The organism is Geodermatophilus sp. URMC 65 (assembly GCF_053502545.1).
Map to the genome: position 1 here is coordinate 1,947,131 of NZ_CP199954.1, position 23,074 is coordinate 1,970,204.

General features: G+C 75.7%; 21 protein-coding genes, 1 tRNA gene and 1 riboswitch. Of the genes, 6 read left to right on the top strand and 16 right to left on the bottom strand.

All coding sequences use genetic code 11. The features are described 5' to 3' along the window. Positions 1 to 186 precede the first annotated feature (186 nt). Positions 187 to 387: a cold-shock protein gene (locus ACWIX7_RS09440; RefSeq protein WP_091109274.1), complete on the bottom strand. Its 201-nt coding sequence runs from the start codon at positions 385 to 387 to the stop codon at positions 187 to 189. A gap of 208 nt (positions 388 to 595) precedes the next feature. Further along, entirely contained in the window at positions 596 to 1,897 is a 1,302-nt protein-coding gene (thrC, locus tag ACWIX7_RS09445) for a threonine synthase (RefSeq protein ID WP_448621283.1), read from the bottom strand. Positions 1,898 to 1,909: 12 nt separating this feature from the next. Beyond that, positions 1,910 to 2,040, bottom strand: a riboswitch (SAM riboswitch). Positions 2,041 to 2,100: 60 nt separating this feature from the next. Here thrC and ACWIX7_RS09450 point away from each other — a divergent pair. After that, the gene (locus ACWIX7_RS09450; RefSeq protein ID WP_448621284.1) at positions 2,101 to 2,922 is read left to right on the top strand and encodes an HAD family hydrolase; all 822 of its coding nucleotides are present in this window, start codon (positions 2,101 to 2,103) and stop codon (positions 2,920 to 2,922) included. 115 nt (positions 2,923 to 3,037) lie between these two features. Here the strand turns inward: ACWIX7_RS09450 and ACWIX7_RS09455 are convergent, their stop codons facing one another. The 6 genes from ACWIX7_RS09455 to ACWIX7_RS09480 form a co-directional block, all read right to left on the bottom strand. Next, complete coding sequence (locus ACWIX7_RS09455; protein WP_448621285.1) at positions 3,038 to 3,910, bottom strand: ABC transporter permease; 873 nt, start codon at positions 3,908 to 3,910, stop codon at positions 3,038 to 3,040. Then, positions 3,907 to 6,825: an alpha/beta fold hydrolase gene (locus tag ACWIX7_RS09460; protein WP_448621286.1), complete on the bottom strand. Its 2,919-nt coding sequence runs from the start codon at positions 6,823 to 6,825 to the stop codon at positions 3,907 to 3,909. Before ACWIX7_RS09460 ends, ACWIX7_RS09455 begins: the two co-directional genes overlap by 4 nt. 65 nt (positions 6,826 to 6,890) lie before the next feature. After that, positions 6,891 to 8,096, bottom strand: coding sequence for a LytR C-terminal domain-containing protein (locus ACWIX7_RS09465; protein ID WP_448621287.1), 1,206 nt, complete (start codon positions 8,094 to 8,096; stop codon positions 6,891 to 6,893). A gap of 620 nt (positions 8,097 to 8,716) precedes the next feature. Beyond that, entirely contained in the window at positions 8,717 to 9,085 is a 369-nt protein-coding gene (locus ACWIX7_RS09470) for a DUF3263 domain-containing protein (protein WP_448621288.1), read from the bottom strand. Between the two features lie 124 nt (positions 9,086 to 9,209). Further along, positions 9,210 to 10,127 carry an EamA family transporter RarD gene (rarD, locus tag ACWIX7_RS09475; protein WP_448621289.1) on the bottom strand — a complete coding sequence of 306 codons (918 nt, stop codon included), beginning with the start codon at positions 10,125 to 10,127 and terminating at the stop codon, positions 9,210 to 9,212. Positions 10,128 to 10,186: 59 nt separating this feature from the next. After that, positions 10,187 to 10,618 (bottom strand): CBS domain-containing protein, encoded by a 432-nt coding sequence (locus ACWIX7_RS09480; RefSeq protein WP_448621290.1) that lies wholly within the window; start codon positions 10,616 to 10,618, stop codon positions 10,187 to 10,189. A gap of 91 nt (positions 10,619 to 10,709) precedes the next feature. Here ACWIX7_RS09480 and ACWIX7_RS09485 point away from each other — a divergent pair, with 91 nt between their 5' ends. Then, positions 10,710 to 11,120: a DUF5313 family protein gene (locus tag ACWIX7_RS09485; protein WP_448621291.1), complete on the top strand. Its 411-nt coding sequence runs from the start codon at positions 10,710 to 10,712 to the stop codon at positions 11,118 to 11,120. A gap of 75 nt (positions 11,121 to 11,195) precedes the next feature. On the opposite strand, the gene ACWIX7_RS09490 is transcribed toward ACWIX7_RS09485, so the two are convergent. Next, the gene (locus ACWIX7_RS09490; protein WP_448621292.1) at positions 11,196 to 11,405 is read right to left on the bottom strand and encodes a dodecin; all 210 of its coding nucleotides are present in this window, start codon (positions 11,403 to 11,405) and stop codon (positions 11,196 to 11,198) included. Positions 11,406 to 11,601: 196 nt separating this feature from the next. Between ACWIX7_RS09490 and ACWIX7_RS09495 the strand changes: the two genes are divergently transcribed. Then, on the top strand, positions 11,602 to 12,033 hold the full coding sequence (locus ACWIX7_RS09495) for a hypothetical protein (protein WP_448621293.1): 432 nt from the start codon (positions 11,602 to 11,604) through the stop codon (positions 12,031 to 12,033). On the opposite strand, the gene ACWIX7_RS09500 is transcribed toward ACWIX7_RS09495, so the two are convergent. Further along, on the bottom strand, positions 11,997 to 12,707 hold the full coding sequence (locus ACWIX7_RS09500) for a response regulator (protein ID WP_448621294.1): 711 nt from the start codon (positions 12,705 to 12,707) through the stop codon (positions 11,997 to 11,999). The two genes, ACWIX7_RS09495 and ACWIX7_RS09500, sit on opposite strands and share 37 nt — an antisense overlap. Before the next feature lie 137 nt (positions 12,708 to 12,844). On the opposite strand from ACWIX7_RS09500, the gene ACWIX7_RS09505 reads away from it, so the two are divergent. After that, positions 12,845 to 14,191: a sensor histidine kinase gene (locus tag ACWIX7_RS09505; protein WP_448621295.1), complete on the top strand. Its 1,347-nt coding sequence runs from the start codon at positions 12,845 to 12,847 to the stop codon at positions 14,189 to 14,191. A 38-nt stretch (positions 14,192 to 14,229) separates the two neighbouring features. Here the strand turns inward: ACWIX7_RS09505 and ACWIX7_RS09510 are convergent, their stop codons facing one another. From ACWIX7_RS09510 to ACWIX7_RS09535, 6 genes are all read right to left on the bottom strand, one after another. Further along, on the bottom strand, positions 14,230 to 14,355 hold the full coding sequence (locus ACWIX7_RS09510) for a hypothetical protein (RefSeq protein WP_448621296.1): 126 nt from the start codon (positions 14,353 to 14,355) through the stop codon (positions 14,230 to 14,232). Between the two features lie 343 nt (positions 14,356 to 14,698). Beyond that, a tRNA-Thr gene (locus ACWIX7_RS09515) sits at positions 14,699 to 14,771 on the bottom strand. Between the two features lie 122 nt (positions 14,772 to 14,893). Beyond that, the gene (locus ACWIX7_RS09520; protein ID WP_448621297.1) at positions 14,894 to 15,949 is read right to left on the bottom strand and encodes a class I SAM-dependent methyltransferase; all 1,056 of its coding nucleotides are present in this window, start codon (positions 15,947 to 15,949) and stop codon (positions 14,894 to 14,896) included. 364 nt (positions 15,950 to 16,313) lie between these two features. Beyond that, entirely contained in the window at positions 16,314 to 18,848 is a 2,535-nt protein-coding gene (locus ACWIX7_RS09525) for a polynucleotide kinase-phosphatase (RefSeq protein ID WP_448621298.1), read from the bottom strand. Continuing rightward, positions 18,845 to 20,302: a 3' terminal RNA ribose 2'-O-methyltransferase Hen1 gene (locus ACWIX7_RS09530; RefSeq protein WP_448621299.1), complete on the bottom strand. Its 1,458-nt coding sequence runs from the start codon at positions 20,300 to 20,302 to the stop codon at positions 18,845 to 18,847. Before ACWIX7_RS09530 ends, ACWIX7_RS09525 begins: the two co-directional genes overlap by 4 nt. Before the next feature lie 59 nt (positions 20,303 to 20,361). Next, a complete protein-coding gene (locus ACWIX7_RS09535) occupies positions 20,362 to 20,991 on the bottom strand; it encodes a hypothetical protein (RefSeq protein WP_448621300.1) in 630 nt (209 codons plus the stop codon). A gap of 188 nt (positions 20,992 to 21,179) precedes the next feature. Here ACWIX7_RS09535 and ACWIX7_RS09540 point away from each other — a divergent pair, with 188 nt between their 5' ends. Both ACWIX7_RS09540 and ACWIX7_RS09545 read left to right on the top strand, forming a co-directional pair. Then, a complete protein-coding gene (locus ACWIX7_RS09540) occupies positions 21,180 to 22,088 on the top strand; it encodes a universal stress protein (RefSeq protein ID WP_448621301.1) in 909 nt (302 codons plus the stop codon). Positions 22,089 to 22,278: 190 nt separating this feature from the next. Continuing rightward, entirely contained in the window at positions 22,279 to 23,055 is a 777-nt protein-coding gene (locus ACWIX7_RS09545) for an ABC transporter permease (protein WP_448621302.1), read from the top strand. The last annotated feature ends 19 nt before the right edge of the window (positions 23,056 to 23,074 follow it).

A 23,074-nucleotide genomic window follows, 5' to 3' on the forward strand; every position in this document is an offset into this window, starting at 1 on the left:
CCGACGGGCGGAGCCTCCCGCACCCCGGGGACCAGGACCACGACCTCCGGTCCGCGAGCCCGCCGGCACCTGTCCCGGCGGCGTGGCGGGTCGCGCCGTGTCACCGCACGCGGCGAGGCGTGACCGGGCCGGGACACGGCGGAGGCCCGGCCCCCGCGTGGGGACCGGGCCTCCGGCGAGCTCAGGTCAGGCGGTGCGCACGGCGTCGGCCTGCGGACCCTTCTCGCCCTGGACGACCTCGAAGGTGACCCGCTGGCCCTCGTCGAGGCTCTTGTAGCCGTCCATCTGGATGGCCGAGTAGTGGACGAAGACGTCCTGGCCGCCGTCGACGGCGATGAAGCCGAAGCCCTTCTCGGCGTTGAACCACTTCACGGTGCCCTGTGCCACGTGCGCTCCCACGTTTCGTGCCTGCGGACGGCCTCCCACCGACCAGGGAGGCCGGGTCGAGCTCTTCCGCCCGCAGAACACGAACGTGGAACCGAACCGCGGCAGAACGTACAGCACGAAACACGTGGTGAGAGCAGACTCACGCACACGGGACACCTGATCGGGGGGCACCGGGCTGCCGGAACCCGGGATCGCCCACCCTGACGAGTCAGCCGATGAGACCCGCCGTCCGGACCGAGGACAGGGACGGCGCGACCCGGTGGGTCGGCCCGACGACCGGCTCCAGCGGGTCGAGGGTCTTCAGCCCCTCGCCGGTGTTGAGGATGACCGTCTCCTTCGCCGGGTCCAGCCGGCCGTCCTCGACCAGCCGGCGCAGCACCGCGGTGGTGACGCCGCCGGCCGTCTCGGCGAAGACGCCGGTGGTGCGGGCCAGGTCGCGGATGCCCTGCACGATCTGGGCGTCGTCCACCCGGCCGACGGCGCCGCCGGTGCGCCGGATGGCGTCGAGGGCGTAGGGGCCGTCGGCGGGGTTGCCGATGTTCAGGGACTTGGCGATCCCGGTCGGCTTGACCGGCTTGACGACGTCCCAGCCGTTGTCGAAGGCGGTGGCGATGGGGTCGCAGCCGGCGGACTGGGCGCCGAAGACCGTCCACTCGGTGGCCTCGACGATGCCGGCCGCGGTCAGCTCGCGGAACGCCTTGTCCACCTTGGTGAGCAGCGAGCCCGACGCCATAGGGATGACGACCTGGGCCGGGATCCGCCAGCCGAGCTGCTCGGCGATCTCGTAGCCCATCGTCTTGGAGCCCTCGGCGTAGTACGGCCGCACGTTCTGGTTGACGAAGGCGGTGTCCTCGAACTCGTCGGTCTCGGCGAGCTCGCTGGTCAGCCGGTTGACGTCGTCGTAGGAGCCGTCGACGGCGACCAGCGTCTGCCCGTAGACCGCCGACTGCACGACCTTGCCCGGCTCGAGGTCCGACGGGATGAAGACGAAGGAGGGCAGGCCGACGCGGGCGGCGTGCGCGGCCACCGAGTTGGCCAGGTTGCCGGTCGAGGCGGCGGCGATCTTGCTGTAGCCCAGCCTCTTGGCGGCGGTGGCGGCCAGGCTGACCACGCGGTCCTTGAAGGAGTGGGTGGGGTTGGCCGAGTCGTCCTTGACCCACAGCCCGCCGGTGAGGCCCAGCTCGGCGGCCAGCCGGTCAGCGCGCACGAGGGGCGTCATGCCCGGGTCGAGGGTGACGCGGTCGGCCGGGTCCTGGCCCACCGGGAGCAGCGCGGCGTAGCGCCAGATGTTCTGCGGACCGGCCTCGATCTGCTCACGGGTGACCGCCCGCATCAGCTCGGGGTCGTAGTCGACCTCCAGCGGGCCGAAGCACTCGGCGCAGGCGTGCTCGGCGATCAGGTCGAAGGTGGCGCCGCAGTTGCGACAGACGAGCCCGCGGGCCGGGGACGGCGGGACGGGGCCACCCGCGCTGGAGTCGGCCTGCAGAGAACCGGGAGCGGTCAGGGTCATGCGACGACTACCTCCTCATCTTCCCCGCGTCGGGCCGTCGAGCCGCGCGGGACGGAATTGGCACCCTTCCGCTGCGCGGACGCGCGGTGCGGCGGTTGCCGGGGCTTCGTCGGGCCGTGTCCCTCTGCCCCTCTGGATGAGTGGAACGCCCTGGACTCTACCCACGTCGTGGGTGGCGCAGTGCGCCGGGCCAGGATGGGCAGGTGAGCACGCGCGTCGTCTACACCGACCTCGACGGCACGATGGTCGGCCCACGCGGCTCCTTCTGGCACACCGAGGGACGTGAGCTGACCGCCGAGCCGGCGGCCACCCTGCTGGAGCTGCACCGCGCCGGCGTGGCACTCGTGCTGGTCAGCGGCCGCACCTTCGAGCAGGTGGTGGAGGCGGCCCGGATCTTCGCCGCCGACGGCGCCATCGCGGAGCTGGGCGCCACGATCAGCTGGGACGCCGCCCGGCAGACCCACCGGCTGACCGGCGCGCTGCCCGAGGAGTACGCGGGGCGCGCGCCGATGGCGGTGATGGCCGAGCTCGGGGTGGTCGACGCCCTGGTCGCCCAGCACCCCGGGCAGGTCGAGTGGCATGCGCCGTGGCACGCCACCCACCAGACCGACGCCCTGCTGCGCGGCCGCCTCGACCCGACGGCGGTGGACGCCTGGCTCGCCGAGCGGGGGCTGGGCTGGCTGACCCTCAAGGACAACGGGGCGCTGCCGCGCACGGCCCGCACGACGCTGGCGCCCGCCGAGGCGCCGGCGCGGATCTACCACCTGATGCCGCGCGGGATCACGAAGGGGGCGGCGATCGCCTGGGACCTTGAGCGGCGCGGGCTGACCCCGGCCGAGGCGGTGGCCATCGGCGACAGCGTCAGCGACCTGGAGATGGCGCCCGCGGTCGGCCGGCTGTGGATCACCGCGAACGGGGCCACCGTCGACGGCATGGCCGACCTGCTGGCCGCCGTCCCCAACGTGTCGGTGACCGACGCCCCCATGGGGGAGGGCTGGGCCCAGGCGGTCCGCGCGTCGCTGTGAGAGGGATCGATGTCGCGCCGAGTGGGCCCCGGAGGGGTCCGCGCAGGCGTGACGCAGCGGCTCGACGCCACCGGGGAACGGCACCTGGCCGCGGTGTCGCCCGGTAGGGCGACGATCAGGACGTGACGTCGCGGCGGGAGAAGTGCCGGAAGCCCAGAGCCGTGAACACCGCCGCGTAGAGCAGCGACTGGACGACGCCGCGGAACAGGTCGCCGGAGTCGACGGGGGTCTGCAGCAGGTCGGTCCAGGCGAACTCCTCCGCGGTCGGGAAGAAGTCGCGGATGGACCCCAGCTGCTCGACCTGGTCGAGGATCGCGAAGACGAACATCGTGAACACCGCGCCGCCGACCGCGGCCAGCGGCGCGTCGGTCACGGTGGACAGCCAGAACGCCAGCGTGCCGACGACGAGCAGGTGGACGGCGAGGTAGCCGACCATCCCGGCCAGGCGCAGCAGCCCCTCGCCCTGGCCCAGCGTGACGCCGACCGGCGTCTGGACGGCGTCGAAGCCGAACGCGATGCCGCCGGCGAGCAGCGCGGTGAGCACGAGGGTGACCAGCGCGCCCACCGACAGCACGAGCGCGGCCAGCCACTTCTGCCGGAGCAGCCGCATCCGCGGCACCGGGGTGGCCAGGGTGTAGCGCAGCGACCCCCACTGGGCCTCGGCGGCCACGGTGTCGCCGAAGAACAGCGCGTAGACGACGACCAGGAAGAAGCTCGTCGTCGCGAACAGCACGAACAGCGTGAAGTTCAGCCCGCTGGCGGTGGCGACGTCGACGAGGTTGATCCGGCTGTTCTCCTCGGCCTCCTCGGTGCCGCCCAGTTGGAGGGCGGCGATGAGGATCAGCGGCAGCGCCACCATCAGCACCAGGACGCCGAGGGTGCGCCGGCGCTTGAACTGCCGGCGCAGCTCGACCGACAGCCGCAGCGTGCGCCCGGGCCGGTAGCCCGCGACCGCCCCGGTCGGCTGGACGTGAGCAGCGGTGCTCATGGCCCCTCCCCCACCAGTGCCAGGAACGCGTCCTCGAGCCGGCGGCGCGGCGTGAACGCGTCCACCGCGATGCCGGCCGCCACCAGCGCCTGCAGCGCCGGCGCGCGGCCGGTGCCGTCGAGGTCGGCGACCAGCCCCTCGTCGGTGCGCTCCACCGTCACCCCGGGCAGTCCGGTGAGGACCGCGGCCGCCCGCTCGGTGTCGGCGTCGTCGGCCAGGCCGACCAGCACCGACCCGCCGGCGCCGACGATCTCCTCGACCGTGCCCTGGGCGATCTTCTGCCCCTTGGCCATGACGACGACGTGGCTGCAGGTCTGCTCGATCTCGCTGAGCAGGTGGCTGGAGACGATCACCGTGCGGCCGGTCGCGGCGTAGGAGCGCAGCACCTCGCGCATGGCGTGGATCTGGGGCGGGTCCAGCCCGTTGGTCGGCTCGTCGAGCACCAGCAGGTCGGGCAGGCCCAGCATCGCCTGCGCGATCGCGACCCGCTGGCGCATGCCCTGGCTGTAGCGGCGCACCGGCCGGTCGATCGCGGCCCCGAGGCCGGCGACCTCGATGGCCTCCGCCATGTGCGCGTCCTCGGCGGGGCGGCCGGTGGCGGCCCAGTACAGCCGCAGGTTGTCGCGGCCGGACAGGTGCGGCATCAGCCCGGTGCCCTCGACGAACGACCCCAGCCGGGACAGCACCGGCGCGCCCGGGCGGATCTCGTGGCCGAAGACGGTGATCCGTCCCTCGGTCGGCCGGATCAGCCCCATGAGCATGCGCAGCGACGTCGTCTTGCCAGCGCCGTTGGGGCCGAGCAGGCCGAGGACCTGGCCGCGACGCACCTCGAAGGAGAGGTCGCGGACGGCGACGAAGCCGTCCTTGTAGGCCTTGGAGACGCCGGTGAGGCGCAGCGGTACCTCCTCGCCGTCGGGCTCGACCACGGAGACCCGCCGGCGGCGCCGTCGTCCCCACAGCAGCGCGGCCAGCCAGCCGAGCAGGCCCAGCGCCGCCACGACGCCGAGCAGCACCCACCAGCGGGAGGTGCCGTCGGCGGCCTCGGTGCGCCCGTCGACCTCCGGGACGGCGAGGGCGGCGGCGTCCCCGCCCCCGGCCAGCGCGACGGAGTAGACGGCCGCCTCGGCCGGCAGCGCGAAGGCCTGGTCGGTCGAGGAGACCACCACGCGCATCGTGTGCCCGGCCTCGAAGCGGTGCACGATCCCCGGCAGCGTCACGCCCACCCGCGTCGGCGCGGTCGGGTCCGCGGACAGGCCGGTGAGCGCCAGCGGCGCGACCAGGCCCGCCGGCAGCGTCGCCGTCCCGTCGGGGGCGACGTCGTAGAGCTTGGCGAACAGGGTCGCCGAGCCGCCCGGCGCGGCGACGTCGAGGTCGATCGTCGAGGCGCCGACGACCTCCACCGCCTCGTCCAGCGGCTCGCTCTCGAAGGCGGCGAACTGGCCGGGGATCTCGAACGACGTGCCGGACAGCGCCGAGGCCAGCGAGCCCAGCCCCGGGACGACGGTGATCGCGGCCGGCGTCCCCCCGGCGGGCGTGACGACCGGCTGCAGCGGCCCGTCGACCGCGATCGCCTCGCGCTGCGCGGGCTCGGTGCCGGCCAGGCCCGGGTACGCCGGTGCGGTCACGGTGCGGTTGCCGCCCTGCACGGTGCCGACGGTCGCGGTCACGCCGGTCGGCGCGGGGAACTCGAAGCCGGTGCCCGGGTCCTCGCCGCGGCCCCGCAGGTGCCAGTCGAACCAGCCGGCGACCTGCTCGCGCAGCTGCTCGGTGGTGCGCTCGGAGGCCTGGGCGTCGTGGCCGCCGGCGTACCAGACCACCTTCACCGGGGTGCCGTCGGCGGCGATCCCCCGGGCGTTGGCGTCGGCCTGGCCGAGGCCGAACAGCGAGTCCTGGGTGCCCTGCACCAGCAGGGTGGGGGCGTCGATCCGGTCGAGCACGGTGGCCGGGCTGCTGCGGTCGAGGACGGCGGCTATCTCGGGGGTGAGGGTGCCGGTGGAGGCCGCGGACTGGTAGGCCGCACACACCTCGGGCGTGAAGCGGCCGCAGGTCAGCAGCTGCTCGACCGCCTGCGGGTCCACCGACGCCGGGTCGATGCCACCGAGGTCGGCCGGCAGGTCCGCGGGCGGGCCACCTGCCGCGGCGGCCCCGTCGCCGTCGCCGTCCCCGCCGCCGAGCGCCCCCAGCAGTCCGCCGGTGGGCGCCGACCCGACGCCGAAGAACAGGCCCGACCACAGCCGCTTGTAGACGCCGGCGTCCCGGGCCTGCGGCGTGGCCGCGACGGTGCCGGGAGCCGGCTCGCCCACCTGCGAGGGGAAGAAGGCGGTGGTCAACGAGTTCCAGGTGATCTGCGGGGCGATCGCGTCGATCCGGTCGTCGTAGCCGGCGCCGAGCAGGGCCAGCGCGCCGCCGTAGGAGCCCCCGGCGACACCGACCCGGGGGTCGCCGTCCCCGTCGAGCAGGACGTCGTCGCGCGCGGCGAGCCGGTCGAGCAGCGCGGACAGGTCGGCCACCTCGGCGCGGGGGTCGTTGAGCCCGATCCGGCCGGTGCTCGCCCCGAAGCCGCGGGCCGAGTAGGTCTGGACGACGTAGCCGCGGCCGGCCAGGTCGCGGGCGTCGTCGGCGACCGACTCCTTGCTGCCGCCGAAGCCGTGGGCGAGCACGACTGCCGGCGCGGGGGCGTCGGCGGTCGCGGAGGCGGGCAGGTACAAGGTGGTGTCGAGCTCGGCGGCGTCCGCGTCCGCGCCCGCGCCGACGGGGACCCGTGCCTCCTCGGTGCCGACGTCCTCGGCTGCCGCGGCCGGGGCGGCCGGGAGCAGCCCGGTGACGGCCAGGGTGAGGAACAGGAGCAGGGCGGCGGACGTCGCGCGGGCGCCGGGGCGCGGGCGGGGACGGACGGGCCCGCGAACGGGACGCACGGAGCCGCCAACGGACGGCGACCCCTGCTGGTTCCGGGGACGGCGCGGCGCGCGGTGCCCTGCGGTCAGGGCAGCCACTCGCCGGTGGTCACGACCACGAGACCGGGCGCCTCGACGTCCGGGACCTCGAAGAAGCGCACCGCCGGGCCGCTGATCTCCGGGAACTGCTGGACGAGCTGGACGGCGGCGTCGTACTGGGCCTGGTCCCCGTCGGTGTAGTAGACGGTCGTCGTCGCGACGTCGGCGCCGTTGTACTCCCCGACGCCGTCGGACTCCCAGCCACCGGAGGTCAGCTCCGCGGCGATGTCGCCCGCCAGGCCGGAGACGCCCGTGGCGTTGAGCACCGTCACGGGCACGCGCACCGGCGCGACGGGGGCGGCGTCGGCCGGCGGCAGCGGCTGGACGTCCAGCGGCGGCAGGGCCGAGCTCGGTACGGCCGGGGCCGGTGCCGTCGGGCTGGGCCCGGTCGAGGTGTCGCGCGCGGCCTCCTGGGCCTCGGGCGAGGTGAAGGAGTAGACGCCGAGCACCACGAGGGCGACGACGGCGACGGCCAGCAGGCCCACCGCGGCGCGGCGCACCCCGGTGGTGCGCCGCTCCTCCTGGCGGGCGGCGCGGACGGCGCGCAGCCGCTCGGCCTCGGCGGCCTGGCGCTCCGCGCGGAACGCGGCGCGGCCCCCGACGACGCCGGTGGAGCTGCCGGTGTCCGGCCCGCGGGGGTCCTCGTGGTCGTCCGGCCGGTCCGCGTCGTCGTACCGGTCGTCGTCGTACCGGTCCGCGTCGTCGTACTCGTCGTCATCGTGGGCGGGCGTCCGGTCGGGGATGGCCTCGGTCGCGGGCGCGGCCGCGCGGGACGAGCCGGCGGGCGTGCGGTCGGGGATCGCCTCGGTGGCCGGCGGCGCGGGCGGGGCCTCGTCGCGGGTCCGGGAGGGGCTGGTCCAGTCCCGGTACCCGGGGGCGGCGCCCGGGGACGACGCGGCGCCCGGCGGCCGGCCGGAGGACCAGGCGGGCTCCTCGTCGGGCCCGGCCACGGCCGGGCGACCCGTCGTCGCCGCGCTGCCGGCCGACGCCGCGTCGGCCGCCTCCGGGCGGACCCGGTCCGCGGCACGGCGGCGGGGGGTCTCCGCGGGGGGGCCGGCCGGGGCCGGCGCCGGGTCGTCGGCCGGTTCGGGCGTGGGCACCGCCTGGAACGGGGCGACGGTGGTGCGGGGAGCAGCCGGCGCGGCCGGCGCCGGGGGCGCCGCGGCCGCGGACGGCGGCACCGGCAACCGCATGCGGGTCTGCGGCGCGGGCTCCGCGGGTGGCCGGTCCGCGGACGGGGTCGGCCGCGGGCGACCGGCGGACGGCGTGGGGTGGGCGGTGGAGGGCGCGGGGCGAGCGGCACCGGCGACCGGGACCGGCGCCGGCCGGGCGGGACCGGCGACCGGGACCGGCGCCGGCCGGGCGGGACCGGCGACCGGGACCGGCGCCGGCCGGGCGGGGACCGCAGCGGCACGGCTGGCTCCGGCGGTGCGGCTCCCCTGGGCTGCGGGCACAGCGGCACGCGGAGCACCGGCGGCCGCGCTGCCGTTCCGTGTAGCGGCGGTGGCGCCGCGCGACGCGGCCGGGACGGCAGGGCGGGCAGGTGCGGCGCCACGGGCCGGTGCGGCCGGCGGCACCGAGCGGCCCTGCGGGGGACGGCGGCGACCCGGGTCCTCCCCCGCCTCGAGCAGTCCGTCGCGCCGGCGGTCGGCGCGGCTGCGGTTGGGCGCCGTCGGGTGCTCGCCCAGCTCACCAGCGGCCGGAGGCGCGCTGGGCGGGCCGTCAGTGCGGCGTCGTCCGTGCGGGACAGGGGTGCTCCCCCGGTCCGTTCCGTCACCGCCTGGCGCGGCGTGCCTGCCCACGGTGACCAAATCTAGAGGGCGCGGCCTCCGTTGCCCAGGAACTGAGACGATCGACGCTGTCCGCGCGCGGCGCGCAGCCGACGCAGGCGCCGCACCAGCAGCGGGTCGGCCTCGAGTGCCGCCGGCCGGTCGACCAGGGCGTTGAGCACCTGGTAGTAGCGGGTCGGGGCCAGGCCGAAGCGGTCACGGATGGCCGTCTCCTTGGCGCCGGGCCGGCGCCACCACTGCCGCTCGAACGCGAGCATCTCGTGCTCGCGGCGGGTCAGGCCGCCGGGCTGGGCGGGCGGGTCGGGGACGGGAGCGGGGGTCGGGTCGGCCGCCGGGGGAAGAGGCACCTCGCCCCCCGGCGGGGAGACCGCGGGAGCTGGTTCGGCAGACACGGGAGTCCTCCTTCGGAACGCCTCCGACGGTAGTCCCGCCCCCCGACATCTCCGAGCCCCCGGCGGCCCCCTTGCAGGGTCCCGCCGCGAGCCTGCGAGTGGCGGGGGGCAAGGGGGTCCTTCTTCAGACCGGTGCGGGCGTGGCCTCCGCCGTCCGCCGGCGGGCTCCGGCGCGGGCGCTGCGCAGGCTGTCGACCGTGAAGACGGCCAGGGCGATCCAGACGATGACGAAGCCGGCCAGCCGGGCCGGTGGCATGGGCTCGTCGTGGACGAAGACGCCGATCGCCAGCTGCATCAGCGGCGTGACGTACTGCAGCAGCCCCACGGTGGACAGGGGGATGCGCCGCGTCGCGCCGGCGAACAGCAGCAGCGGGACGGCGGTCGCCACACCCGAGCTCAGGAGCAGCAGCAGGTGGCCGGTCCCGGCACTGCCCGCCGTCCCCTCTCCCCGGGCGTGCAGGACGGCGAGGACCACCACCGCGGGGACGACGACCAGCGCGGTCTCCACGAACAGCCCCGGCGCGGCCGCGACGCGCACCAGCTTCTTCATCAGCCCGTACAGGCCGAAGGTGACCGCCAGCGTCAGGGCGATCCACGGCGGGCGGCCGTAGTCGACGGTGAGCACGCCCACCGCGACCGCGGCGATGCCGACGGCGACCCACTGCAGTCGGCGCAGCCGCTCGGCGAACACCACCACGCCGAGCAGCACGCTGACCAGCGGGTTGATGAAATAGCCCAGCGAGGTCTCGACCACGTGCCCGGAGTTGACGCCGTAGACGAAGACCAGCCAGTTGGCGGCGATGAGCACCGCGGCGCCCGACAGCACCAGCAGCGCGCGGCGGTCGGCGACCGTCGCGCGCACCGCCGGCCAGGCGCGCACCGCGGTCAGCAGGACGGCGACGAAGAGCAACGACCAGATGACCCGGTGGGCCACGATCTCCAGCCCGCCGGCGGGCTCGAGCAGGGGGAAGTACAGCGGGAACAGCCCCCAGAGGCCGTACGCGGCCAGGCCGGAGGCGACCCCGGCGCGCCGCTCGTCCACCCACGGCACGCTACGCCTGGCCCCGTCCCGGCCTGCGGAGGTGGCGAGGACGGGGTCCTTCACCCGGTCTGGATGTAGTCGACCAGCTGGGCGCGCTCCTCCTCCAACTGGTCGAGCCGGGCCTTGACGACGTCGCCGATGGAGACGATGCCGACCAGCGCCCCGTGCTCGACGACGGGGACGTGCCGCACCCGGTGCTCGGTCATCGTGCGGGCCAGCTCCTCGACGCCCGCGTCAGGGACGCAGGTGTGCACCTGCTCGGTCATCACGCTGGCGACCGGGTCGGCGAGCAGCCCGGCGCCGCGCTCGTGCAGCGCCCGGACGACGTCCCGCTCCGAGACGATCCCGTCGACGCGGCGTCCGTCCTGGGAGACCACCAGGGCGCCGACCCCGTGCTCGGCGAGCAGGGCGAGGGCGGTGCGGACGCTGGTGGTCGCGTCCACGGTGGCGACCTCTGCCCCCTTGCGGCGGAGCAGCTGACGGATGTGCATGCCGGACCTCCTCGCCGTCGGGTCGCGCGGGCCGAGTGTGCTCCCGCTCCCAGGCCCCCGGCAACGCCCGGAGCGGCCTACCGTCGTCGGTGTGCGAACCCGTACCGAGACGCGTCGCCCCACGCCGCTGCAGTGGGTGCGCTACGCGCTGGGTGGCCGGCTGCCGCGGGAGCTCTCCCCGTGGGTCCTGGCCGACACGACGGAGCCCGGCTGGGTGCGCCGCCACCTGACGCGGGCGGTGGTGCAGCTGCTGCCGGTGCTCGTGCTCTGCGTCGCCGTCGTCCCCGTGCCGCTGGTCTATCGGCTCTCCGCCGCAGCCGGCGGGCTGCTCATGGGGCTGATCTTCTCGACGGCGTTCATGGTCGAGACCACCGAGCACCGGGTCGCCAAGGCCGGCTACCCGCCGGGCACGGCGGCGCGGCTGCGGGCCGAGCGCAGCGAGCGGGAACAGCTCGAGCGCCGCTCCCCCTACCGGCGGGACGGCGCCGGCAGCTTCGACTGAGAGGACCCCGCCGCCCCGGCCCCGTCCAGGGCACCGCCCCGAGCCTGCGAGGGGTGGGGAGGACGGGTCCTCCTGCTAGTCCTCGACGCGGAAGCCGATGGACAGCCGCACCTGGAAGTAGTTGACGTCGCCGTCGACCACCTGGCCGCGGATCTCCTTGGTCTCGAACCACTCGATGTGCCGCACCGTCTGCCCGGCCTTGCGGATCGCGGTGCGGATGGCCTCGTCGACGCTGGTCCGGCTGCTGCCGACGATCTCGCTCAACCGGTAGACGTGGTCGGACACGGCCGCCTCCAGGACTCGGCTCCCGGCGCCGTCGTCTCGCCGCCGGCCGAGCGCCACGCTAGTGGTGGGCCGCCCGGCCCACCACGGGACGTGCTTTTACCCACTCCTTACCCGGCGCTGGTCCTGCACGGGCAGCCGACCGCCTAGCGTGGGAGGAACCCTGTACGCCCCTCGGACACCCGCGGCAGGAACGACGATGACGGATCTGCACCTCGTGGTCGGTGGCCTGCTCACCCGCGACCCCGTGCTGGCGCCCCTGCTGCTGAACCACGCCGCCGCCCTGCAGTGGGCGCAGGCACCGGCGGCGTCCTCGATCATCCCGAGCTGGGCGGCCGACGAGCGCCCTGGCGCCCCGGACGGTGGTGAGCTGCTGACCGTCGAGGCGCACGTGTCCCGGGACACCCCGCACCCGCACCGCTGCCTCGACACGGTGCTCGACACGGTGCACGCGGTCCTGACCCGCGGGCCGATCGCCGTCGAGCGCCTGGCCGACGTCGACGTCTCGGACATCGGCGGGGGGACCGTCTCCCGCGCCGCCACCTGGGCGCTGAGCCTGGCCGCGTCGGACGTCCTCGGCCGGCCGGCCGCCGGCTACCGACCGTCGGGGGCCGCCAGCTCCAACCGGTAGCCGTGCCCGCGCACGGTGACGATCTGGGGGACCCGGCGACCGGGCGGCGTGACCTCCTGCAGCTTGCGCCGCAGCGCCGCGACGTGGACGTCGAGGGTCTTCGTCGAGCCGAACCAGTTCTCGTCCCAGACGTCGGCCATCAGCTGCTCCCGGCTGTGCGCCACCTCGGGCTGGGCGGCCAGCCGCGCGAGCAGGTCGAACTCCTTGGGCCGCAGGTGCAGCTCGCCGCCGGCCACCGTGACCCGGTGCCGGGCGACGTCGACCACCAGATCGCCCACGGCGCGGACGGCGGGTCCCGTCGCCCCGCTGCCACCGCGGCGCAGGTGGGCCCGGAGGCGGGCGTGCAGCTCGGCCAGCCGGACCGGCTTGACCAGGTAGTCGTCGGCGCCCGCCTCCAGGCCGACGACGACGTCCATCTCCGCCGAGCGCGCCGTCAGCATCACCAGCACGCACCCCGGCTGGGTGGCCCGCAGCTGCCGGCACACCTCCACGCCGTCGAGGTCGGGCAGGCCGAGGTCGAGCAGGACGAGGTCGACCGGGGCGGCCGCAGCGTGGGCCAGGCCCGCGGCACCGGTGCGCTCCCAGGCCACGTCGTAGGCGTGGCTGCGCAGGCTCGACACCAGCGCCTCACCGATGGACGCGTCGTCCTCGACCAGCAGGACCCGACCGGCCATGCGGGCATGGTGGCACCGCCTCCCCGGCTGCGGGCCCCGTCCGACCGCGGCGGGATGCGGTGACAGCGCCCGCCGGGCGGAGCACGCTGACGGTCCCGGGCACCGTGACCGCCGACCGCCGGAGGGAGGTCCCGCCAGTGCGCACCCGGATCATCGCCCTCGCCGTCCTGACCTCCGTGCTCGCGACCTGCCTGTTCGCGGTCCCCCTGGCCGTGGCGGTGCTCGACTACGCCGTGCAGCACGAACGCACCCACCTCGTGCGCGCCGCGAGTTACGTGGCGATCGACGTCTCCGGGGAGGTCTACGACGAAGCCCCGATCGACCCCGAGGACCTCGAGGTGTACGACGACGAGGACGACTACGCCGTGGCCGTCTACGGCGAGGACGGCGACCGGCAGGCCGGCGTCGTCCCGGGCGAGCACTCCCGGCTGCTGTCCCGCGCCCTCGACGGCGAGGTGGGTTCGCGGACGGAGGGCGACCTGCTGGTGGCCGCCTTCCCCGTCACCCACTCCGACGACGTGGTCGGTGCCGTGCTCGTGACCACCCCGCGCGCCTCCGTGCTGTGGCACGTGAGCGTCCTCTGGGCGGCGATGGCGGGCCTGGCCGCTGCCGCGGTGGCGATCGCCTGGCTGGTCGGACGCCGGCAGGCCCGCCGGCTGGCCCGGCCGCTGGAGGACCTGGAGGAGAGCGCCCGGCGGCTGGGCGACGGCGACTTCAGCGTCCGCAGCCACCGGGGCGGGATCGAGGAGATCGACGCGGTGGGTGCCGCGCTCGACGCGACCGCGATGCGCCTGGACGAGCTGCTCGCCCGCGAGCGCGCCTTCTCCGCCGACGCCTCCCACCAGCTCCGGACCCCGCTGGCCGGGATGCGGCTGCGCCTGGAGGCCGCACTCGAGCGCTCCGACGCCGATCCGCGGCCGGCGATCGCCGCGACCCTGGCCGACGCCGACCGCCTCGAGGCGATCATCGACGAGCTGCTGACCCTGGCCCGGGTCGGGCAGCGCGCGCCGGACGCCCCGGTGGAGCCGCTGGACCTGGACACCCTGGTCGGGGAGCTGTCGCCGGAGTGGGGCGCGCGCCTGGCACTGCACGGCCGCGACCTCGCCGTGCGGGTCGACCCCCACGCCCCGCACGCGCGGGCGTCGGGCGCGGCGGTGCGTCAGGTGCTCGGGGTCCTGGTCGACAACGCCGTCACCCACGGCCGCGGAACGGTCACGGTCGCCGTCCGCGAGGCCCCCGGAGCCGTCGCGGTCGACGTCGCCGACGAGGGCCCGGGCGTCCACGACCCCGAGGACGCGCTCTTCGCCCGCCAGGCCGACCGCCGGGACGGGCACGGCATCGGCCTGGCCCTGGCCCGTCGCCTGGTGGAGGCCGAGCAGGGCCGGCTGACCCTGACGCGGGTGTCGCCGCCGGTGTTCACGCTGCTGCTGCCGACCGCGGTGCGCGAGGACGACGCCGTCCCGGCCCGGCAGCCCGGCGGCTGAGGTCTGCCCCGGACGCCGGGTGGTGCCGGTCCTCGGGCCTACTCCCTGCCCCTGCCGGCGTCGTGGTGGCGGTCGGCCTGCCGGCTCTGGTGCCAGTACACGCCTGCGGTGAGCGCGATCAGCACGATGATGACCGCCATGATGACCAGGTCCAGCGGTGACACCGGTACCTCCCATCCTTCCGTCGTCGTCCGGATGTGCGCGCACGAGTGCCTCCGTGCCGGCGCCGTGACTGGGCGTCGGCGGCAGGGTCCGGACGCCCATCTCGGGACATCCGGCTCCGGACTCGGGCGGGAGGGTGGCCGGAGTCCCGGCCACGACGTGCGTGCGGCAGATCCGATGCGGTATCGGTCCAGCCCCGGGAGGGGCTGACCTCTGTGGTCACGACCGGGGACGCTAGGCAGTACGGATGTGGTCCGGCGTCGGCCCGGACGACGCTTTACCGACTTCTTGCCGTTCGTTTGCCCTCTGCAACGACCACAGGCGCCGGACGACGTGAGCTGTGTGAGCCGACGGGGGGACTCGAACCCCCAACCGCCCGATTACAAGTCGGGTGCGCTACCAGTTGCGCCACGCCGGCGGGACACGGGACCAGGTCCCGGGACAAGCATAGGGAGACCGCACAGGACCACTGCGCAGCGCGGGGTCGGGTGCCCATGCGTGACCGAGACCGCAGCAACCTCGGTCGGCGCCTCCTGTCGGCTAGGGACGGGCCTCGAGCACCAGGTTGAAGGGGGTCTCGGTGGCGCGCCGGACGCGGCTGAACCCGGCTTCGTGGAGCAGGTCGGTGAGCCGGGCCTCCCCCGCCTGGGCACCGAGCGCCGTTCGGGGCTCCTCGGTCATCGAGTGCGCGACGCAGATCACCGTGGAGGCCGCGTAGTACAGCCGGCCCACCGGGTTGAGGTTGTCCTCGAGCCGGTCGTTGGCGTACGGCTCCACCAGCAGGAAGGTGCCGTCGTCGGCGAGGGTCTCGCGGACGTGCCGTGCCGCCGTCAGGGGGTCGGGCATGTCGTGCAGGGCGTCGAAGACCGCCACCAGGTCATAGCCCTCACCCGGGAAGCCTGCGGCGCTGGCCACCTCGAACGAGACCCGGTCGGCGAGCCCTGCGTCGACGGCGCGCTTGCGTGCCTGTTCGATCGACGGTTCGTGGTAGTCGAAGCCGACGACCTGGGAGGCGGGGTAGGACGCGGCCAGCAGCAGTGTCGAGGAGCCGTGGCCGCAGCCGACATCGGCCACCCGGGCGCCCGCGCGCAGTTTGTCCTCCACGCCGTCGAGCGCCGGGATCCACGAGGAGACGAGGTTGGCGACGTAGCCGGGCCGGAAGAACCGTTCGGTCCCCTCGAACAGCTTCGGGTCGTGAGCGTGCCAGGGGAAGCCCTCGCCGGTGCGGACGGCGTCGGCGATCCGGTCGATGTTCGTTCCCGCGCCGAGCGGGATGAGGAAGGCCGCGGCCGCCTGCATGCCGTTCGGGTCGGCGAGCACGAAGGCCTGCTCCTCGGTGAGGGAGAACCGCTCGGTCTCGGGGTCGTAGGTCACGTAGCCGCCGGCGGCCTGTGCAGCCAGCCACTCGCGCACGTACCGCTCTCCGACGCCGGCCTCCCGGGCGACGTCCTCGGGTGCGGCGGGCATCACGGCCAGGAGAGCCCGATAGAGCCCGAGCCGGTCCCCGAGGACCGCGCCCAGGGCCTGGAAGCTGGCTCCCACGTCGACGACGAACCGCCCGAGCAGGTCGTTGAGCCTGGCCTCGTCCACGGACATGGCGGACTCCCCTCGTGGAGTGTCCCCGTGGCGGCCCACTGTCCCGCCGGTCACCGGACGCTGCCAGGGACGCAGGTCCCGCCGGACGGACGAACCGGCCATCGAGCAGCCCATCAGCGGACCCCACCCCGATGCCTGCACGACGTCCCGACCGGCACCGCGGTGGCCGCGCTGCCCTTCGTCATCGCGGTCGCGGTCACGGTCGGCCTGCACCTGTGGCGGCGCACCGCCCTGGTCCGCAACGCCCTGGTCGGCAACGCGTGGTCGGCAAGGCCCTGGTCGGCATCCTCGCCGGCACCGTCGTCCACGTGGCCCTCGCCACCGCGCTCGTCGGCGTCGAACACCCACACCGGCGGACGACGGGTCAGAGCCGCGGGTCGACCGGCTCGGACTCCAGGGCCAGGACGGCGAAGACGCACTCGTGCACCCGCCAGAGCGGCTCACCCCGGGCCAGCCGCTCCAGCCCCTCCAGACCGAGCGCGTACTCCCGGAGAGCGAGTCCGCGCTTGCGGCCGAGCGAGCGCTCCCGCAGCCGCTCGAGGTGCTGCGGCTCGGTGTAGTCCGGGCCGTAGACCAGCCTCAGGTACTCACGTCCGCGGACCTTCAGCCCGGGCTGCACCACGCCGCGCCGCCCGCGGGTCAGGTTGGCCGCGGGCTTCACGACCATGCCCTCGCTGCCGACCGCGGTCAGCTCCTCCCACCACGCCGTCGCCGCGGCCTCGCTCGTCGGGTCGGTGACGTCGACGGGAAGGGAGCGGGTGCCGCGGACGATCTCGGGATCGGCCTCGGCGAGGCGGTCGGCGATGCACAGGTGCCAGGCGTGCGTCCGGTCGGCGAACGTCGTCCCCGCCGTGGCGAGCAGCTGGAACGGCGCCAGCGAGACGCCGCTCAGCCCGTCGGTCGGCCAGCAGTAGCGCCGGTAGACCCCGGTGAAGGCCTCGGCGTCGGCCGTCCGTCGCCGCTGGCGGTGGAGCAGGTCGGCCACCTCCAGGCCCCGCGCGACCGCCTGCTCCAGCGCCGAGACCGCCGCAGGCAGCGCCGTCCGTGCCGCAGCGCCGACCGCCGAGTACTGGGAGCGGACGAGGTCGCCCGCCTTGGCCGACCACGGCAGCAGCTCCGCGTCCAGCAGCACCCAGTCGGTGCCGAGCTCGTCGAACAGCCCGGCCTCGTCGACAGCGGCGCCGAGCCGGGCCAGGAACGCTGCGGTGAGCTCGGGGCCGAAGAAGGAGCGGCCGGTGCGCGTGTGCAGTACACCGCTGCGGTCGCGGCGGACCAGCGCCACCGCGCGGGAGCCCATGTGCTTCTCCTGGCAGACCACCTCGGCCACGCCCTCCTCGCGGAAGTACGCGAACGCCTCGGCCGGGTGCTCGAGCAGCCCCGGCCGGGTCGAGGTGGCCGAGGGGCTCATCGTCGGCGGGAGGTGCAGCAGCAGCTCCGGCTCGACGGCGAAGCGGCTCATCACCTCGATCGCCGCAGCCGCGTTCTCCTCGCGCACGGTCACCCGCCCGGCGAGCCGGGTCTCGACGACCCGCTTGCCGAGCACGTCGGCGACGTCCAGGACGCCGTCGGCACGTCCGGCCTCGACCGGCGGGGCGGCGTCCTCCGCGGGCCGGAAGGGGCGGGCCGGCTCGTAGTAGGTCTGCCGCGCCGCGACGCTGACCAGCTCGCGCCGGGGGTAGCGCAACGCGGTCAGCCGACCGCCGAACACGCAGCCCGTGTCCAGGCAGAGGGTGTTGTTGACCCACTCCGGTGTCGGGACCGGGGTGTGCCCGTAGAGCACCGTCGCGCGGCCGCGGTACTCCTGCGCCCAGGGGTGGCGCACCGGCAGGCTGAACTCGTCGGTCTCACCCGTCGTCTCGCCGTACAGCGCGAAGTCCCGCACCCGGGCGCTGGAGCGGCCCTGCAGCGACTCCTTGAGCCCGGCGTGCGCGACGACGAGAGCCCCGCCGTCGAGGACGTAGTGGCTGACCAGACCGGAGCAGAACTCCTCGACCTCGCGCCGGAACTCCTCGCCCTCGGCCTCGAGCTGGGCCAACGTGCGCTCGAGCCCGTGGGTGACCTGCACGTTGCGTCCCCGCAGGGCGCGCACCAGCTTGTTCTCGTGGTTGCCGGGGACGCACAGCGCGTGGCCGGCGGCGACCATGCCCATGACCAGGCGCAGCACGCCGGGTGAGTCCGGTCCACGGTCGACGAGGTCGCCGACGAAGACCGCCCGGCGCCCGTCCGGGTGCTCGGCGTCCACGGCACGGCCGCGCTCGTCCCGGCGCAGGTCGTAGCCCAGCGCGCCCAGCAGCTCCTCGAGCTCGGTGCGGCAGCCGTGCACGTCGCCGATGACGTCGAACGGGCCGGTGTCCTCGCGCCGGTCGTTGTACTGCTTCTCGTAGGTGACGACCGCCCGCTCGATCTCCTCGGTGCCGTTCAGCACGTGCACCCTGCGAAAGCCCTCGCGGCCCAGGCCGCGCAGGCCGCGCCGCAGGTCGGCCCGCTGCCGCCGGACGACGCCGGGTGCCAGGTCCCGGTCCGGGCGCAGCGCGTTGCGGGCCAGGCACTCGCCCTCCGGCACGTCGAGGACGATCGCCACCGGCAGCACGTCGTGCTCGCGCGCCAGCCGCACGAGGGACGCGCGGTCCTCGGCCTTGACGTTGGTGGCGTCCACGACCGTCAGCCGCCCACCGCGCAGCCGGACGCCGGCGATGTGGTGCAGCAGCGCGAAGGCGGCCGGGGTCGCCGACTGGTCGTTCTCGTCGTCGGCCACCAGGCCCCGGCAGGAGTCGCTGGAGAGCACCTGGGTGGGCGCGAAGTGCCGGCGCGCGAACGTGCTCTTGCCCGAACCGCTCACCCCGACCAGCACGACCAGGGACAGGTCCGGGACGACGACGGTGCGCGGTCCGGCGGTCATGCGGCCACCTCCACCGCACGACGGGTGAACACGGCCATCTGCGTGGGGGCGCCGACCTCCGGGTCGTCGTCCCCGACAGCGAGCAGCCGGACGGCGTAGCCGTAGCGCTCCGCGACGGCGTCCGCCCAGCCGGCGAACTCCTGACGCGTCCACTCGAACCGGTGGTCGCGGTGCCGGAACGCACCGGCGGCCAGCCCCTCGAATCGGACGTTGTACTCGGTGTTGGGCGTCGTCACGACGACGGTCGTGGGGCCGGCGGCGCCGAAGACGGCGTGCTCGAGCGCCGGCAGCCGGTCGGGGTCGAGGTGCTCGACGACCTCCATGAGCACGGCCGCGTCGTGACCGCGCAGCCGGGCGTCGGTGTAGGTCAGACCGCTCTGCAGCAGCCGGATCCGTGCGCGCTGCCGCTCGGGCAGCCGGTCCAGCCGCAGCCGCCGGGCGGCCACCTCCAGCGCCCGGGCGCTGACGTCGACCCCGACGACCTCGGTGAACGCCGCCTCGGCCAGGAGCGCCTGGAGGAACGCCCCGGCGCCGCAGCCGAGGTCGAGGACCCGCTGGGCGCCGGCCGTGCGCAGGGCGGCCAGCACCGCACCGTGTCGCTGCAGCGCCAGCGGCACCGGACGCTTCGTGTCCTCCTCGTGCTCGGCCGCGCGCGGGCCTCCCGCCGCCGGGACCGGCGGGGCGGTGGCGTCGTCCAGCGTCTCGACCGCGGTGTCGTCGACCTCGGCCAGCCGCTCGATCGCGCGGCGGGTGAGCGTGGTGCGGTGGCCGAGGTAGCGGCGGGTGATCAGGTCGCGGTCGGGGTGGGTCGCCAGCCAGCCCGAGCCGGCGCGCAGCAGCTTCTCGATCTCGTCGGTGCCGATCCAGTGGTGCCTGGCGTCGTCGAGTACCGGCAGGGCGACGTACAGCTGGTTGAGCGCATCGGCCAGCCGCAGCTCACCGGTCAGCCGCAGGTCGACGTACCGCGAGTCGCCCCACTCGGGGAACGCCTCGTCCAGCGGCACCGCCGTCGCCCCGACCCGCCAGCCAAGCGGGGCGAAGAAGCGGTGCGCCATCTCCACGCCACCCCGGCAGGACAGGGCCGGGACGTGGACCTCCAGCGGCAGCGCGACGTCGACCAGTCCGGGGCGCTCCCTGCTGACGCCACGGCGGGCGCTGGCGAAGGCCTTGCCCAGTGCGACGGCCAGGAGGCTGGACGCGGCGTAGGGCCGGTCGTTGACGTACTGGGCCAGTGCCGCACCCTCCGCGTTCCCGGACCGCGCCGACCGCACCAACCCGATCGGGTCGACCTCGAGCAGCAGGGCGACGGTGCAGCGGTGCTCGTCCGCCTGCGGGTAGAAGACGTGCGCCGTGCCCGTCGAGACCTCGACCTGCTGGGCCCGTGCGGGGTTCTTGTGCAGCAGGAAGCCCAGGTCGGTCGCGGGCACGTGGGTGGTGGACAGGGTGACGAGCACGCCGCAGTGTCACCGACCGCCCCCGTGCGGTCGACCGTTTTCGCCGAGCGCGGCGCGCCTCAGGCGGCGGCGTCGCCGTGCTTGAGGTCGCCGCTCGGGTCGCTGCCGGCCAGCGGGAGGCCGGAGAGCCACCGGGCGAAGCCGTCGGGGTCGCGCCGCTCGAGCTCGTCGAGGGTCTGCTGCCGCCGGACGACGATCGCCTCGCGGGTGCGGGCGTCGAGCGGGCCGGACAGAGCCGCCGTCGTCCGGACCCACTCCTGGCCGAGCGCCTCGGTGGGCAGCGAGGACACCGGTGGCAGCGGGGCCGCCGGCTGACGGTCCCTGGCGACGGCGGACGCCGGCGTCCTCGGGGAGCTGCGGACCAGCCAGACGACGGTCCACGTGCCCGCGGCGACCGCGGCGATCACCAGGGTGAGCACCGCCCCGCCGAGCACGGCGGTGCCGGACAGGACCAGCAGCACCGCGACGGTCGCCGCCCCCGCCTTCCAGGCCGCGTCGACGACGGCCTGCTGCCCGGGACGGGACTCGCGGGCCACCCCCGCCGCCAGGCAGGCGGACACCACCGCGGCGAGCCCCACCGCGACCAGGCCCGCCGGTCGCAGGGCCAGGCCGCCGACGACGGCCAGCCCGGCGCCGACGACGGCGCCGGTCCAGAACAGGAGGCGGGGAAGCGGACCGCGGGTGGACACGGGGCACCCTCCAGGGAGGACCGGACTCGAGAGGCCGGGCGATCACCGACGAGCGGCGGCCCGGGGTCCCGCCCTTACCCATCCGGACGCCTCTTGCACCCTCCGTGGCCGAACTGTCTTCCCACGCGGTCCCCGGGCGAGGAACCTCGACGGTACCCACGGGGGACGACCGTCATCCGGAGGTGCCCGTGTCCACGACGACCCCCACCCCAGCCGGGTCGCTGCCCGCGCCCGGCCCGGCGGACGACGACCCGCAGCCGCCGCCCGTGGTGGTCGGCGCCGACGGCAGCGAGTGCGGGCTCCGGGCGGTCCGCTGGGCCGCCGAGGAGGCCGTCCGCCGCGACGCGCCGCTCCGGATCGTGCACGCCACCCCGCACCTGGGACACCGGGGCGTGGCCGGCTCCCCCGCCGGCGACCTGCCCCGTGCGCGCGGGGCCACCGCGCAGGCGTACACCCTCGCCCGGCACACCGCGCCGTCGCTCGAGATCTCCACCGAGGTGGTGCCCGGCGAGCCGGTGCAGGCGCTGCTGCACGCCGCCGAGGACGCCCAGCTCGTCGTCCTCGGCATCACCACGACCGGTGCGGCCGACGAGATGGTGCTCGCCTCGGTCGCCCAGAAGGTCGCCGCCCGCTCGCCCCGCCCGGTGGTCGTCGTCCCGCGGTCCCGGCCGGGCGGCACCGGCTCCCGGCCGCACGTGGCGGTGCTCGGCCTCGGCGAGCGGGAGGACGACGAACCGGTGGCCGTCTTCGCCGCCGAGGAGGCGCTGCGGGCCGACCGGCCGCTGCTCGTGCTGCACACCCGGGCGGACGACGGCGGCGCGTGGGCCGCGGACTCCTCGCGGTGGGCCGAGCGCTGGCCGGACCTGCGCGCGACCCACACCGCGGTGCCCGGCCCGACCGGTGGCCGGGTGCTGGCCGCGGCCTGCCCGACCCCGCTGCTCTCGATGAGCGCGGGCCACGGTGGGCTGCTGCACCGGCCGATGGACGGGCTGCACCGCTGGCTGCTGCGGCACTGCACCTCGCCGATGGCCTTCTTGCCCCCGGTGCACCGGGTGACCGGCAAGGAGCCGCGCGAGGAGATCATCGCCGTCGGATGAAGGACCAGCCCCCCGCTCCGACGGCCTCGTCCAGGGGCTCGCCCCGAGCGTGCGAGGGGTGAGGAGGACGAGGTCCTTGTGCTGGAGGGTGGCCGTTCCAGTACCTCACCAGGCTCGCGGCGGGCCCCTGCAGGGACCGCCATCCTCCTGGGCCCGGCGGCGGAGGGGCGGCCGGGCATGATCACCGCCCGTGGGTTCCTCCGTCGTCGACCTCGGCCCCCGGCTCGCGGTGACGCTGGTCGCGCTGACCGGGCTCGCCGCGGTGGCCGGCCGGCTCTCCGGCCTCGACCAGGACCGCCCGGTCGTGGTCGCCGCGCTGCGCGCGACCGTGCAGCTGGCCGTGGTGTCGGCGGTGCTGCTCGTCGTCGTGCGCTCGCTGGCCCTCTCGACGCTGTTCGTGCTGGTCATGGTCGGCGTCGCGGCGGTCACCGCGGCCGGGCGGGCCACCGGGCTGGCCCTGCGCAGCGCCGGCGCCGCCCGCCGGGTGGGCACCGCCGGCGTCCCGGTGCTGGTCGGCGCCGTCCCGGTGGTGACCCTGGTGCTCGCCAGCGGCACCGTGCCGCTGCGCGGCGAGGCGGTCATCCCGATCGCCGGGATCCTCGTCGGCGGGGCGATGACCGCGACGTCCCTGGCCGGCCGCCGGCTGCGGGAGGAGCTGGCCGCCCGGCGGGGCGAGGTCGAGGCCGCGCTCGCGCTGGGCTTCCCGCAGCGCGACGCCGTCCGCGAGGTGCTGCGGCCGGCCGCGGCCACTGCGCTGGTGCCCCCGCTGGACCAGACCCGGACCGTCGGCCTCGTCACGCTGCCCGGCGCCTTCGTCGGGGTACTGCTCGGTGGCGGCAGCCCGCTGGCGGCCGGCGCGGCCCAGTTGCTGGTGCTCGTCGGCCTGCTGGCGACGCAGGTCGCTGCCGTGTGGACGGTGGTGGAGCTGGTGGCGAGGGGCCGGCTGCTCCCCGACGTCCCCCGCTGAGTCGTCCAGGCACCTCACA